The sequence below is a fragment of the Comamonas sp. 4034 genome (assembly GCF_050434545.1).
Taxonomy (GTDB): Bacteria; Pseudomonadota; Gammaproteobacteria; order Burkholderiales; family Burkholderiaceae_C; genus Comamonas; species Comamonas odontotermitis.
In genome coordinates this window covers 19,768-34,819 of the sequence record NZ_JBNDIT010000018.1, presented here as the reverse complement: position 1 = coordinate 34,819, position 15,052 = coordinate 19,768, and the positions used below count along the sequence as shown (strand labels likewise).

At 57.9% G+C, this 15,052-nt stretch carries 11 protein-coding genes; 9 read left to right on the top strand and 2 right to left on the bottom strand.

Translation table 11 applies throughout. From position 1 onward, the window contains the following. Nucleotides 1–29 precede the first annotated feature (29 nt). Nucleotides 30–2,660 (bottom strand): type VI secretion system Vgr family protein, encoded by a 2,631-nt coding sequence (locus ABIE32_RS17450; RefSeq protein ID WP_429017984.1) that lies wholly within the window; start codon nucleotides 2,658–2,660, stop codon nucleotides 30–32. A gap of 231 nt (nucleotides 2,661–2,891) precedes the next feature. On the opposite strand from ABIE32_RS17450, the gene tssB reads away from it, so the two are divergent. From tssB to ABIE32_RS17410, 8 genes are all read left to right on the top strand, one after another. Continuing rightward, nucleotides 2,892–3,452 carry a type VI secretion system contractile sheath small subunit gene (tssB, locus tag ABIE32_RS17445; RefSeq protein ID WP_429017982.1) on the top strand — a complete coding sequence of 187 codons (561 nt, stop codon included), beginning with the start codon at nucleotides 2,892–2,894 and terminating at the stop codon, nucleotides 3,450–3,452. A 38-nt stretch (nucleotides 3,453–3,490) separates the two neighbouring features. Then, a complete protein-coding gene (gene tssC / locus ABIE32_RS17440; protein WP_429017980.1) occupies nucleotides 3,491–4,990 on the top strand; it encodes a type VI secretion system contractile sheath large subunit in 1,500 nt (499 codons plus the stop codon). A 45-nt stretch (nucleotides 4,991–5,035) separates the two neighbouring features. After that, on the top strand, nucleotides 5,036–5,575 hold the full coding sequence (locus ABIE32_RS17435) for an Hcp family type VI secretion system effector (RefSeq protein WP_429017978.1): 540 nt from the start codon (nucleotides 5,036–5,038) through the stop codon (nucleotides 5,573–5,575). A gap of 79 nt (nucleotides 5,576–5,654) precedes the next feature. Beyond that, nucleotides 5,655–6,440, top strand: coding sequence for a type VI secretion system accessory protein TagJ (locus ABIE32_RS17430; protein WP_429017976.1), 786 nt, complete (start codon nucleotides 5,655–5,657; stop codon nucleotides 6,438–6,440). 14 nt (nucleotides 6,441–6,454) lie between these two features. After that, nucleotides 6,455–6,988 (top strand): type VI secretion system baseplate subunit TssE, encoded by a 534-nt coding sequence (tssE, locus tag ABIE32_RS17425; RefSeq protein ID WP_429017975.1) that lies wholly within the window; start codon nucleotides 6,455–6,457, stop codon nucleotides 6,986–6,988. After that, complete coding sequence (gene tssF / locus ABIE32_RS17420) at nucleotides 6,988–8,856, top strand: type VI secretion system baseplate subunit TssF (RefSeq protein WP_429017973.1); 1,869 nt, start codon at nucleotides 6,988–6,990, stop codon at nucleotides 8,854–8,856. Before tssE ends, tssF begins: the two co-directional genes overlap by 1 nt. 13 nt (nucleotides 8,857–8,869) lie before the next feature. Next, complete coding sequence (gene tssG, locus ABIE32_RS17415; protein ID WP_429017971.1) at nucleotides 8,870–9,955, top strand: type VI secretion system baseplate subunit TssG; 1,086 nt, start codon at nucleotides 8,870–8,872, stop codon at nucleotides 9,953–9,955. Nucleotides 9,956–10,031: 76 nt separating this feature from the next. After that, nucleotides 10,032–10,982, top strand: a complete 951-nt coding sequence (locus ABIE32_RS17410) for an IS481 family transposase (protein ID WP_429017969.1) — start codon at nucleotides 10,032–10,034, stop codon at nucleotides 10,980–10,982. Here ABIE32_RS17410 and tssH read toward each other — a convergent pair. Beyond that, entirely contained in the window at nucleotides 10,979–13,753 is a 2,775-nt protein-coding gene (tssH, locus tag ABIE32_RS17405; RefSeq protein ID WP_429017967.1) for a type VI secretion system ATPase TssH, read from the bottom strand. The genes ABIE32_RS17410 and tssH overlap by 4 nt on opposite strands. Nucleotides 13,754–13,989: 236 nt before the next feature. Here tssH and tssA point away from each other — a divergent pair, with 236 nt between their 5' ends. After that, complete coding sequence (gene tssA, locus ABIE32_RS17400) at nucleotides 13,990–15,015, top strand: type VI secretion system protein TssA (RefSeq protein WP_429017965.1); 1,026 nt, start codon at nucleotides 13,990–13,992, stop codon at nucleotides 15,013–15,015. The last annotated feature ends 37 nt before the right edge of the window (nucleotides 15,016–15,052 follow it).

Below are 15,052 nucleotides of genomic sequence, written 5' to 3'. Positions count from 1 at the left end.
AGACATCAACTGGTCCCAAATATCGGTCTTCAGCCGGCCGCCCCGCCCCCGCCGCCGCCTTCTTCCTGAATCGCAACGGTCACGGGAGTTGCACAATTGAGCAGAATTTTTCCCGCCCGCTCATCCAGCTGCTCCGTAAAACTGATGAGGCCGCTTTTCTTGCCCACAATCTCGATCTCTCCAGTATCTTTGAGCGTCAACGATGCGGCGCCTTTTCCAACGACCAAGGTGATACTGTTGCCCGCCTCCAGCCGGATGTGCTGGCCCGCCTTGATAAGCACCGAGTCATCATTGGCCCGGATATTGACGTTTTGCTTGGCCAGGACAGATGCATCGTTGTTTGTCGACGCCATGGTGATGCGCTCTTTGGCGGTGAGATTGAAGTTGCCCGTTTGTGCGTCGTGAGCAATATCGCCGCCCGTCACCGTCGTGCGCTGCCCACCAGCAGTGACGTGAGTGAGCATGCCTGCTTTTGCAAGCAAACTCAGCTGATCCTGCGTGGAAGAGACAGTGACGCTGCCCGTGCCACGCATCGTGACAGACTGCCCCGAACTGATCACCACGGGCTTGGGACTGATCATGGAATGCCCTTCGGGGCTCACGATCGACACAATGGGTTTATTGATGTCCTTGGATCGCGCATGCAAGTCATTGGCGCCCGGCAGCGCCGGGTCGGTATTGAGCGGCATCTGCATCTCAGGCCCGGTTCCCGATTTGCTCCCTGCTGCCGCAAAAGCCTGCATGGCAGCAGCCATGCCGCCCAGTGAGGTCTTGGCCGCCGCTTGCCCAACCATCGAAAGGATGCCGGATGCAAGCTCCGACATGTGCTCCTTCTTGACTTCGTTGAGACTGCTGATGACGGCGTCCATGGCAGAAACTGCCGATGATGCTTCCTGCATCAGGGTCTTGCTGTCTGCCAGATGTTCGCCCAGATGCTCAAAGCCGTCCGGATTGTCATGGGTGATTTTGTTCTTGAAATCCTGCGTATAGGTGGTGATCAGAAGCCCTTTGTCTGCTCGGATGGCCCCCCACTCATTGGTCCGCAACTCAAAGCCGTAACTGCGTTTGGCCTCGGTACCTTGGTTCATCAGGTAGCCCATGTGCAGATGGGTGTTGCCATGGTCGCTGGACAGTTCCAGATGCTCAATGCCTTTCTGGTCCTCAAAGCGCAGCATGTTCTTGCCCCCGCCGCCCTTGCTCCAGTTGGTTTGCGTGCCCGATTGGGTCTTGTGCTTGGGCAGCTCCCACGGCGGCATCTGCATGGCGTTGTACACGCGCCCGGTGATGATGGGGTAGTCCGGGTCACCGTTCAGAAAGTCCACAATCACTTCCTGCCCGATGCGCGGGATGTGCATGCTGCCGTAGTTGCTGCCCGCCCAGGTCTGGGAGACGCGTATCCAGCAGCTGCTGTTTTCATCAAAGCTGCCGTACCGGTCCCAGTGGAACTGCACTTTGACCCGCCCGTATTTGTCCGTGTAGATTTCCTCGCCCGCCGGGCCTGTGATGACCGCCGTCTGCGGCCCCGTGGTGTGGGGCTTGGGGGTTGCGCGCTGGCTGCGGTAGGCCGTGCTTTTGGGCATGACCGCAAAGCTGATGCGATACGTGGTGCCGCTGTCGATGCCCCCGCGCTTGGCTGCCCCCGAGCCCCCTGCTCCGTCGCTTCTGCGCACGTTCTCTTCAAACCGGTAGTGGGCCGATTCGATGAGGTATTCCTTGTTCTGGTCCCCCCGCGGGTATTTGCTGAAGGTAAAGAGGTAGCCGGGGGCGATGTTGCGGGCATTGCCCTCGCCTTGGGCTATTTCCCGCTGGGCCTTTTGCTGCTCGATGCGGATGCGCGCATAGTTCTCGCCGTCCCCGGACTCGGTGTAGCCCCCCGGCCACTCGTATTGCTCTCTGCTGTCTTCGCTGTGGCCTGCGGGCTGCTGCTGGCGGGTGTCCAGAATGGCCTTGGGCTTTTCGAAGTCGTAGTCGTCAGCGGCAAAGTTTCCGCTGGCTATGTCTTCTGCAAAGGCCCAGCCGTCGATGAAGTCTTCGTCGTGGACGTGCGCTGCCCGACTTTCGGGGTAGTACGCGATGGTGCTGGGGCCATTGGGCAGCGGGCTGTGGCTGCCGATGTCATCGGCCAGCACCAGGGTGTGGCTGCCCATGCTGTGGCTGAAGTAGTAGTAGCCGCCTTCGAGTTCCAAGAGGCGCGAGATGAAGTTGAAGTCGCTCTCTCCGTACTGAACGATGTAGGGCCACTCGCGGTAGCTGCCGGTGAGCTTGTCTTCGATGGAGAAGCCGTACTTGCCCAGCACTTCCTTGATGATGTCGGGCGCTTTTCTGAACTGGAAGATTTTGAAATCAGAACGGCGTGTGGCATGCCACAGCCAAGGGCGCAATATGCTTTCGTAGAGGTAGAAGTCACCATCTCGCCCGATGTAGGTGAACTGGGTGACTTGCCCGGAGATGAACCGCTTGCCCCCGCCGCCCTTCTCCGTGGTGAGGTCCACCTCGATGCTCATGTCCTTGCCCAGCAGGCTTTTGGCAGAGATGGATGAGTTCTGGCTGATCAGCCGCACCCGGAACTCGAACAGCCGTGACATCTGCTCGGTCCCCTCCATCGAGCGAAATTCCAGCTGTTCGCCCAATGGGCTGTGGGCAACAAAGGTGCGCTTCATGTACCGAAACTCCTCAAAGCTATGCTATCAATTTATTTAACTTCATGGCCCCTATCGAAAGGATTGAAGCAATAAATAATTGATCTTATGATAGCTAAAAAATTTTGGAAAATTTCCAACGATAGCCAGTGGTCTAGTTGCAATTTTTGAACGAAAATGATGTAAATTGCAAACTCAATTGCAGATAGCTATCAAGAATTTTGACTTGGCCAATCACTGCGGGGCACAGATATGACGACAAGCATGAACATCAAGCAGCGCCTGGCTGCACGAGGCAAAAGCGGGCAAAAATTCATCGCCCGCAACCGCGCCCCACGCGTTCAGATCGAGTACGACGTTGAGGTCTACGGGTCTGAAAAGAAAATACAGCTTCCCTTTGTCATGGGCGTGATGGCCGACTTGTCAGGCAAGCCTGCAGAGCCACTGCCTGAGATCGGTGATCGCAAATTTCTTGAAATCGATGTCGACAACTTCGACAGCCGCATGAAGGCCATCAAGCCCCGTGTGTCCTTTCAGGTTCCCAACACCCTGACTGGCGAAGGCAACATGGCCATCGACATCACGTTCGACAGCATGGACGACTTCTCTCCCGATGCCGTTGCAAAGAAGGTGGACTCGCTCAACAAGTTGCTGGAAGCGCGCACGCAACTGGCCAATCTGCTGTCGTACATGGATGGTAAATCCGGCGCAGAAGACCTGATCGCAAAGGTACTCGCCGACCCCGCACTGATGAAGGCGCTGTCTTCCACCCCTAATCAGTCAACCGACAAGCCTGCAACCGAAGAGCAGTAAACGCGCTTCGCTGCCAGCAACCAATTAGAGGACGAAGTATGGCGACCACTGAAAAACAAGGCCTGAGTCAGACCGTGGCTTTGGAGCGCGATGAATTCGCAGCCTTGCTCAACAAGGAATTCAAGCCAAAGACCGACCAGGCGCAAGAAGCGGTTGTCTCTGCCGTGCGCACCTTGGCCGAGCATGCATTGGCCAATACCAACATCATCTCCGGAGACGCGTATCGAACCGTCGAAGGAATGATTGCCGAGATCGACCGCAAGCTGTCCGAGCAGGTCAACCAGATCATTCATCACCAGGATTTCCAGCGCCTCGAAGGCAGCTGGCGTGGCCTGCACTACCTGGTTAACAACACCGAAACTGATGAGATGCTGAAGATCCAGATCTTCAACATCAGCAAGAAGGAGCTGGGGCGCACATTGCAGCGCCACAAAGGCATCCTGTGGGATCAGAGCCCGATCTTCAAGAAGGTCTATGAAGCCGAGTATGGCCAGTTCGGTGGCGAGCCCTTTGGCTGCCTCGTCGGCGACTATTTCTTTGACCACAATCCGCAAGACGTCGCATTGCTGACGGAGATGTCCAAGATTGCAGCTTCTGCGCATTGCCCGTTCATCTCCGGCGCAGATTCCAGCCTGATGCAGATGGAATCCTGGCAGGAGCTTGCAAACCCGCGCGATCTGACCAAGATCTTTGGAAACACCGAGTACATCAAATGGCGTGCTCTGCGGGACTCCGATGACTCCCGCTATCTGGGCCTGACCATGCCGCGCTATCTTGCGCGTCTGCCTTACAGCACCAAGGACAATCCGGTAGACGGCTTCGACTTCGAAGAAGATACGGCAGGCGCCCACCACAACAATTTCTGCTGGTCGAATTCTGCCTACGCCATGGCGACCAATATCAACCGTTCTTTCAAATACTACGGTTGGTGTACCTCCATTCGAGGCGTCGAGTCCGGCGGCATTGTGGAAGACCTGCCCGTTCATATCTTCCCCAGCGATGATGGTGGGGTCGACATCAAATGTCCTACCGAGATTGCCATCAGTGATCGCCGCGAAGCAGAACTGGCCAAGAACGGTCTGATGCCTCTGGTCTATCGCAAGAACAGCGATGTGGCAGCCTTCATTGGCGCCCAGTCGCTGCAAAAACCTGCCGAATACTACGACGCGGATGCGACTGCCAATGCCAATCTGTCCGCCCGGCTCCCCTATCTGTTCGCCTGCTGCCGGTTTGCGCACTATCTCAAATGCATCGTCCGCGACAAGATTGGCTCGTTCAAGGAACGCGACGATGTGGAGCGCTGGCTGAACAACTGGATCATGAACTATGTCGATGGGGATCCAGCCAACTCTTCCGAAGGCATCAAGGCCATGAAGCCACTGGCTGCTGCTGAAGTTGTGGTGGAGGAGATTGAAGACAACCCCGGCTATTACGCCGCCAAGTTCTTCCTGCGTCCTCACTATCAGCTTGAAGGCCTCACCGTCTCCTTGAGACTAGTCTCGAAGCTGCCTTCGGTCAAACAAGCAGTTACCCAATAATTTTCCCGCTAGCAGTTATTAATCAATTTATCTGGAGGTTGAGAGATGGCAATTAATCGTTTGAACAGCCCTGTCGCCAATGTAGCGCCTGAGCAGCGCCTGGGCGGCATTGTTGATATCTATTGCAAGATTGATGGCGTTGATGGCGAGTCGCAAGACGCAAAGCACCAGGGCTGGATCCATGTAGAAGCTATCGCCGGTGGCGTTGCCAATGCCGGTGCCTTTGCATACGGCGGTGGTGGCGGTTCGGGCAAGGCTCAGTGGCAGGACATCACCGTCCGCGGCAAGTTCGACAAGTGCTTTGCGACCCTGATGCAGAAGTGCGCAACCGGCGAGCATATCGGCAAAGTTGAAATCTCTGCCTGCAAGGCTGGCGGTGAGCAACAGGAGTTCCTGAACATCAAGATGGAAGATGTGATCATCTCTTCTCTGAATCTGTCGGGTGCTGAATCCACTGAGCCTATGTTCGACTGCGGCTTCAACTTTGCCAAGGTGACCGTCACCGGCAAGGGCCAGGACAACAAGGGCAGCATGGGCGGTGCAGTCACTGCTGGCTACAACGTCAAGCTCAACCAGAAGATTTGAGCGCATCACACTCCCGCTCGATGGAGGGGCTTTATGCCCCTCTTTTTTTCTTATCACGTCTCACACCACTGCACACACCATGTCCGAACAATCACTTGTAGAAAAGGTCTCGCAGGTTCAAGGCTTGATCCGTCAAAGGCCTTCGGACGACAAACTGCGAATCCATCTTTTTCAGTTGTATGTTCAGGATGGCAAGTGGCAGAAGGCGCTGGCACAGTTGCAGATGGCCGCGCAACTCAATGCCGCACACAAGATGATGGCGCAAGCATATCGCCTCGCCATCCGGGCAGAAATGCTGCGTGAAGATGTGTTCCGGGGGAATCGGTCGCCCAATGTACTGGGCCAGCCTCTGCAGTGGATCAGCTATCTCATCGAGGCGCTGCAAGAAGATGCCAAGGGCAATGCCGAGCCTGCGCTGGAGTTGCGGCTTGAGGCCCTCGACGAAGCCAATGCAGTATCGGGCAGGCTGGATGACCAGCCGTTTGGCTGGATTGCCGACACCGACTCTCGGCTTGGCCCCATCCTGGAAGTATTTGTCAACGGCGACTACTACTGGCTGCCGTTTGAGGCCATCAGTGAAGTCAAGATCGATGCGCCAGCGGACCTGCGGGATCTGGTGTGGATTCCTGCACACGTGAAGCTGGTGAATGAGGGGCACCACCCCATGCTTTTGCCTGCGCGCTACCCGCTTCTTGAGGCAAACCCGGAGGACGCGCACCTCCAGTCGAGAATTTCAACCTGGACTTCCATGGAAGGAGACCTGCTGCGTGGTCTGGGAGTGAAGGTTCTTTCAACGGATACCTGTGAAGCCTCGCTTCTGGACGTTCGGTCCATTCACCTGCAAAGCGCATTGCCAGAGAACTGAAGGCAGCTCCGTTCATGAGTCAGAACGATCATTCGCTTCCCAGCCACGGAAATGCAGACAACCTGCTTCCGACGCTGCTGGATCGCCTCACAGACCATGCCCCGCAGCGTGAAAAGGATACGTTGTCGGAAATAGTCGTCTCTCGCAAACAGCTACGACAGATCATTCTGCGAGACCTCTCCTGGCTGCTCAACGCGACCAATGCGGATTCCGATTCCGCGTTTCAAGAATTTCCGCAGGTACGGCTTTCCGCACTGAACTTCGGGCTGCCGGCGTTTTCGGGCAAGCGCGCGTCGGATGTGAAGCTGGGGGACCTGGAAGAAGAGATTCGCCGGGCGATCGCACTGTTTGAACCCCGCGTGATGAGCAGCACGCTCTCCGTCCGGGGAATTGTGTCTTCGGACAATGAAGCGGCCCACAACATGGTGGTGTTCGAGATTCGCGGCCAGATCTGGGCGCACCCCTACCCGATTGAAATGCTACTCAAATCAAGCATTGATCTGGAGACGGGGTCCGTATCGCTGCTGGATCAGTTAGGAGACAACTGATGGATCCCCGCCTGCTGGATTACTACAACCGCGAGCTGTCCTATATGCGTGAGCTGGGGCAGGAGTTCGCGCAGGAACATCCCAAGATCGCCGGGCGTCTGGGAATAAAGGGGATGGAGGTGTCCGACCCCTTCGTCGAGCGGCTGCTGGAAGGTTTTGCGCTGCTGACGGGCCGTATCCAGCTGAAGATGGATGCCGAGTTCCCCCGATTCTCGCAGCGTCTGCTCGAACTCATCTACCCGCACTATCTCGCGCCAACACCCTCCATGGGCATCGTGCGCATGCATCCTGGCAAGGCCGACAGCGGAATCACGGGACCCTTTCTAGTCCCGCGCCATACGCTCCTGCGAGCCCCCATCTCTCCCGGCCAAGTGACTGCCTGCCAGTTTCGGACTGCACACGATGTGGAGTTGCTCCCCATCTCCATCCAACAGGCCTGGGTCGAGGGGAAAGCAAGCGACGTACGCATTCCCCAAAGCAGCAAGAAGGTCGCCAGCAGCCTGCACCTGAGCTTTGCATCCGTTGACAACCGTCCCATCAGCAAAGCAGGGTTTGACAGGCTTCCCATCTATATTGGTGGCCCGTTGGAGCGTGCACTCTTCATTCTCGAGCTCATCTGCGGCCGCAGGGTCGCAGCAGCCCTTCAGTGGAGCGAGGGTGGCAAGGAGCAGCAGATCTGGCTGTCACCCGATCAGATCGAAGGCATGGGATTCGACGCAGACGAGGCACTGATACCCTATGGCGCCCAGGGCTTCAGCGGTTACCGCGTTCTGCAGGAGTTCTTTGCGTGTCCTGATCGGTACCGGTTCTTCAATATCAAGGGGCTCGGGCCGCTGCTGCACAGGATTTCGGGTTCCCAGTTCAGGCTGGTGCTGCATTTCGACCGGCCCGCAACAGAGCTGGAAAAGCTCATTGACGAGCATAGCTTTCACCTTTTCTGTACGCCCGTCATCAACCTGTTTCCCAAGCGCGGTGATCGCATCGATATTTCGATGGCTCACTTTGAGCATCATCTTCTGGGAGACAGAACCCGGCCGCTCGACTATGAGGTGTACTCCGTATCGGCGATCCATGGTTTTTCCGCGAACAATACCGAAATTCAGACATTCCTGCCGATTTACGAGACACTCGGCTCGCTCCAGCAAACCGATTCCCAGGCCTATTTCTCACTGCGCAGAGAGCCACGCAAGCTCTCTGAAGTGGCAAAACGGCATGGTCCGCGAACGGGGTACATCGGCAGCGAAATCTTTGCACAGTTGGTGGACCGGCAAGATACGCCCTATCCCCAGGCGCTCAACCGGATTGCTCCCGACATGCTCTGCACCAACAGAGATTTGGCTTTATTGATCAGTGCTTCGGGAGAGCGGGATCTGCAGCTGGCCGTTTCCGCGCCGGTCAAACAAGTGGAGCTGGTGACGAATCTGACCCGGCCAGCGCCTGCGATTGCTGAAATGCGTGCCACGTGGCGCCTGCTGAGCCATCTGCAACTGAACTACCAGACCCTGACGGATTCAAGCCCGGAAGAAGGTGCAAAGGTTATGCGCGAGCTGCTGAACCTGTATGCACTGCTGAGCCAGCAGGACGGGATGCAGCAGGCCGATTCAGTCTCGTCGATGCGTGTCTCTCCCATGCATGTCAGAGCGCCGCAGCCCGGCCCCATTCTCTTTGGCCGAGGGGTCGAGATTCAGGTCGTGATTGACCAATCGAAATTTGGCGGAAGCAGCCCGTGGCTGTTTGGCGCGGTGCTGGAGCGGTTTCTGTCTCGCCATGTCAGCATCAACTGTGCGACCCGTCTGAAGATGGACACGCTGCAGCATGGCTCCTTTGCAACCTGGCCCACACGGATGGGCTTGCGCCCCAACGCATGAAGCCACCCCTGCCATGCCTGTAGATATCGATCCACCACCGCCCCGCCCCGACTCCAGGGCGGACAAGTTCGGTCCCGTTGCACAGATGCTGGCACGCAACACCCTGCCTGCAGAGGCCCTGGATCTGTTTGCGCTCCTGCGGCATATCGATGCGTCCAGCAAAGGGGCCAAGCTCGGCTACTCGCATACGCCACGCGAAGATGGCGTACGCCTTGGCCAGAACCCCTCCACCTTGTTTGCACCATCCACCATCTACAGCATCGGTGGCACCAGGCGCGACCAGCGTCCCGTCGTCAAGATCCTGAGCTTTGGCGTGTTTGGCCCCAATGGTGCCTTGCCACTGCACCTGACGGAGTACATACGGGAGCGTCTCCATAACAATCTGGACAGCTCGCCAGCAGACTTCATTGATATTTTCCACCACCGCCTCATTTCGCTGTTCTACCGCGCCTGGTCCGATTCGCAATCCGTCGTCCAGCTGGACCAGCCAGGAATCGACAAGTTCAGCTTCTATGCCGGGGCATTGGTTGGAATGGGGTTTGAGGGCAGCTGGAAGCGGAACACCATCGAAGACAGCGCCAAGCTCTATGCGGCAGGCCATCTTTTGCGCCTGACGCGAAATCCGGAGGGGCTGGAGAACCTGTTGGCCCACTATTTCGGCACATCAGCCGGAATCACGGAGTTCAACCGCACCTGGATTCGCATTGACGAAAGCGAGCAGACGCGCCTGTCAGGGCTGGGCATGAACAACCAGCTGGGCGTGAATGCGGTTGCCGGGGCCAGGGTACAGGACGTACAGAGCAAGTTCAGGATCGCACTGGGCGCCATGCCGCTTTCCCTGTACGAGAGCTTTCTGCCGACGTTCCGCAACAACCGAAAGATCAGGGACTGGGTTCGGGACTATATAGGCATTGAGCTGGACTGGGATTTGCAGCTGCTTCTTGCGCCCGAGGAGGTTCCTCCAAGCAAGCTGGGCGGTTCTACACGCCTGGGGTGGACGAGCTGGCTTGGGGAGAGAAAAACCAGGATGCCGGCAGACGATCTGCGCCTGAACCCCGAAAAGGATGCGACACGGTTCGCCAAGCCAGCACCCGCTTGACGAACCGCCGAGTGCCTAGGTGTATGGTCCCAGATTTTGATGGTGCAATCTTCTCTCATGAATGGAAGGAAGCACTATGGGCCAGGTTCTGCACGGCAGCGCCACAACGACGGAGGCGATCCGTCGAGCGATACAACATAGTCAAGAGAGCCTGAGAACGCTTTCTGCACGCTATGGCATCAATCAGAAGACGGTGGTGAAGTGGAAGAATCGGCCTTCGGTCACCGATCTGCCGACAGGGCCCAGGCAGCCGCGCTCCACCGTTTTGTCCGTTGAGGATGAGGCAGCGATCGTCGCCTTTCGCAGGCATACCATGCTGCCGCTGGACGACTGTCTCTACGCGCTGCAGCCGACTATCCCGCATCTGACGCGCTCGTCTCTGCACCGCTGCTTGCAGCGGCAGGGTATCTCGCGGCTGCCCGAGGTGCAGGGCGATAAGCCAGCCAAGAAGCGGTTCAAGAGCTACCCCATTGGCTACTTCCATGTCGACATCGCCGAAGTGCAGACAGCCGAGGGCAAGCTCTATCTCTTCGTGGCCATCGACAGGACGTCCAAGTTCGCACTCACCGAACTCCATCCCTCGGCTGACAAGATGACTGCGGCGCAGTTCTTGCGCAATGTGATCGCAGCGGTGCCGTACACCCTCCATACGGTGCTCACCGATAACGGTATTCAGTTTGCCAACCGCAGTTCAGACCGGTACGCCTTCCAGCACATCTTTGGTCGAGTCTGCGAGGAACACGGTATCGAACATCGCCTCACCAAGGTCAAGCATCCGTGGACCAATGGGCAGGTCGAGCGAATGAACCGGACCATCAAGGAAGCCACCGTCAAGCGCTTCCACTATGACGATCACGCGCAGTTGCGGCAGCACCTCGCCAACTTCATCGATGCATACAACTTCGGCCGCAGGCTCAAGACCCTCAAAGGCCTGACACCCTACGAATTCATCTGCAAACAGTGGACATCCGAACCTGAACGGTTCAGGATAGATCCGATCCATCAAATGCCGGGACTGAACACCTAGTCGAACTGCAGCACCAGCCCCTGGTCCGCTGTAGCGGCGAGCTGCACGTTGGAGAGCGCTTGCCCGTTCATCGTCCGGTGCAGAACCTCTTTGCTGATTCCGGCCAGTACATGGGTTGAGAGGATGGCATCGACCATCCGCCCCCCCGACTCGATATCGGATGCCCGCCCGATGATGGCCTTCACTGCGTCCTCCTGCCAATGGAAGTGCGCACCGTGATTGTCGAGAATTCGAGACTGGATACGCCCCAGCTTGAGCGCCACGATCTTCGCCATGACATCGGGAGCCAGCGGGAAGTACGGGACCACGGTCATGCGGCCCAGGAAGGCAGCCGGAAACACTTTCAGCAAGGGCTCGCGCATGGAGCTGGCGAGCACCCCGGGGTCAGGAATCAGATCCGGATCACCGCACATGTTCATGATCAGGTCGGACCCGACGTTGGAGGTCAGAATGATGACCGTGTTCTTGAAGTCGATGAGACGACCCTCACCATCTTCCATGAAACCCTTGTCAAAAACCTGGAAGAAGATTTCGTGAACGTCCTGGTGGGCCTTCTCGATTTCATCCAGCAGCACCACACTGTACGGTTTGCGGCGAACCGCTTCCGTCAGCACGCCGCCTTCACCGTACCCGACATAGCCCGGCGGCGCCCCCTTGAGGGTTGATACCGTATGGGCCTCCTGGAATTCGCTCATATTGATGGTGATCAGGTTTTGCTCACCACCATACAAGGACTCTGCCAGCGCCAAGGCAGTTTCCGTCTTGCCCACGCCACTGGGGCCCACCAGCATGAAGACTCCGATGGGCTTGGAAGCATCCTCCACCCGGGCACGCGAGATCTGGATGCGCTCTGCAATGGTTTCAAGACTGTGGCCCTGCCCCACCACGCGCCTGCCCAAGGTGTCGGCCAAGGCAAGTACTGCGGCGATCTCGTCTTTGACCATGCGGCCAACGGGAATCCCCGTCCACTCGGAAACCACTGTCGCCACGGCCTGTTCATCGACCGATGGCAGAACCAGCGGCTGCTCGCCCTGTACCTGGGCAAGTTCCGCCTGCGCCTGCTCCAACTGCTCCACCAGTTGCGCACGCTCCTCTTCGGACAACGGCAGCTCCACGGCCATGTCAGGATCACCCGGGACGGATGCAGCCGATGTCGGCGTGGGCGCAGCATCCGAAGCCGCGTCCGTCTCCGGTCTGGGGATCGGCGAAAGGCTTCCGAACGCAGCCTGCGGATTGAGTTTCTGGCGCAGCTCGAAGACCCTGGCTACGACGGCATGCTCCCGCTCCCAGCGTTCTCTGCTCTCGCGCAGAGCACCGTCCAACGCACCGAGCCGGGAGGCGATGAACTGCGCGCGCTCTGCATGCCCGATGCCGATCGATTCCTCACGCAGAAGAATGTCTCTTTCCGTGCGAAGCAATGCGATTTCGCGCTCAATGGCCTCGATGGGAACGGGCGTGGCATGCTGCGTCAATGAGACACGCGCGCACGCAGTGTCCAGCAGGCTGACGGCTTTGTCCGGCAACTGACGCGCAGGAATATAGCGATGCGATAGCTGCACTGCCGCTGCAATGGCCTCATCCAGAATCAATATCTTGTGGTGCGCTTCCATCTGCTCGGTGATGCCTCGCAGCATCGCAATGGCCTTCTCTTCGGAAGGCTCATGAATCTGCACCACCTGGAAGCGGCGGGTCAGTGCCGGATCCTTTTCGATGTATTTCTTGTACTCCGCCCAGGTGGTTGCACCAATCGTGCGCAGATTGCCACGGGCCAATGCGGGTTTGAGCAAGTTTGCGGCGTCTCCTGTGCCCTGCGCGCCACCTGCGCCCACCAGCGTATGCACCTCGTCGATGAACAGGATAATCTTGTTGGCACTTGCCTGGACTTCGTCGATAACCTGGCGCAACCGTTGTTCGAACTCGCCTTTCATGCTCGCGCCGGCCTGGAGCAAGCCCACATCGAGCGTGTATACCGAGACATCTCTGAGCGGTGGAGGCACATCCCCGGCCGCAACGCGGGCGGCAAAGCCCTCCACCACGGCCGTCTTGCCAACGCCTGCCTCGCCTGTCAGCAATGGATTGTTCTGCCGGCGGCGGAGCAATATATCCACAATCTGGCGAATTTCATCATCACGCCCGGTGATCGGGTCGAGCTTGCCCTCTTTGGCCTTGGCGGTCAGATCCACCGCATATTTCTTCAGCGCGCTACCTTTGGAATGAGCGGCGCCGAGCGCCTGACTCGCTTCCCCAGGCTGGACGCCCGACGCGCCGGAGCCATCGGTGGCCGGCTGTGCGTCCTCGGGAGAGCCTTGGGCCCATTGCGTCAGCCCATCTGCAACCTGATCGGGCTGGAGTTTGCGAAACTCCGCAGACATCCGGTGCAGAACGGCTCGGAGGTTGGTCGTTTTCAGGATGCCGACCAGCAGGTATCCGCTTCGGATGACCTCATCGCCATACAGCAAGGTCGAATAGATCCACGAACGCTCGATGGCCAGATCGATATGCTCGGAAAAATCCACGATGGCGGTGGCGCCCCGGGGAAGGCGATCGAGTTCGACAACGATGTCCTTTTCCAGTGCCGCCGGGTTGACGCCAAAGTGCTTCAAGGCACGGCGGAAATCCGAATCCTGATCCTGCAGGATTTGCTGAATCCAGTGCACGAGTTCCACATACGGGTTGCCCCGGATCTTGCATGCAACAGTAGCAGCCTCAGCCGCGCGAAAGAGTTGCTCGTTCAACTTACCAAACAAATGGCTTCGGCTGATCTCCGACATTTCGTCCCCCAAAAAATGTCTCTCCACAAACATGGCACCCTGCTACCCGTTCACTGGAGCGGGAATGGACCGCTCCGGTCTCGGTTGCAGGCGCTCTACCCGGCAGATGCATGCGGTGCTTCTGCCCCTGTTCAAAATAAACATCGGCTATTGAATCAACAAACCAACATACATCTACACTATCATATTCGAATCTAGGCATTGAGCGCACGTGGCGCGCGGCGGGAGCAAGCAAAGTGGAAGATTTCAATGTAGACGTCAATTGGGCAGTGCCTATTTCGGACACTGAGCCAGCAGGAAAGAACACTGAATTCGAAACGAAGTACGCAGAACTGGAGACTGCGGCGCTTTTCAGCCCGGAGCAGCAATACGGCGATACCGTGATCGCCGGCAAGGAGCCAGACTGGCAGCAGGTACTCAGACTGGCCACCGATCTCTCGGCGGAAACAAAAGACCTGAGAGTCATGCTCCTCCTCACCCGCGCACTGACACGCATGCACGGTCTGCAGGGACTGCACTACGGGCTCAAGAGCGTGAACACGGTGTGCCAGCTTTTCTGGTTCTCCCTGCATCCACAACTGGAGGTTGACGGCGCTCAAGATCCTCAGATGCGCTATAGCGTATTCAGCGACTTTGGTGACATCGGCGCCCTTGTGGCAGATATGCGCCAAAGCGTCGTGCTCCCAAGCCATATAGGTGCTTTCAGCATCAAGGATCTGGAGCGGCTGTCAGACAACGGCTCCATCGATATCAACGGCATATCTGTCACCCCCACCCAGATCTCGCACATCGTGCAGGAGCAGGCAAAGACTTCCGATGCCGGCTTGCTGGGTTTGCCCGAGCAGATCATCGCGGAAATTGCGGCAATACAGCACAGATGCCAGCAGGAGCTTGGAAGCGAATTCGAGCCGGATCTCCAGGCCCTGTCCCGCCCGCTTCAAAAGATTCTGAAGCTGATTCGCGCAGACGGCGCGGGCGCGGATACAGCCCTGGCAGGCGACACAGGTATACCCGGGGCGGCAGAGGCGATGCCGATGCCTGTGGCCCACGGAGATATCCGGTCCCGCAAGGATGCGGTCAGGCAACTGGAACTGGTTTGCCAGTACCTCGAAAGGAATGAACCGACCAACCCGGCGCCGCTGCTGATCCAGCGAGCGATCAAGGTCATGGAGATGAGCTTCATGGACATTGTGAAGAACATGGCGCCCGATGGGCTCAACCAGGCCATGTTCATCACCGGTGCCGAGGCCTCGGAGGACTGAATGCCGCGCTCTGCCGCCCTCGCCCTTTCAGAGACCG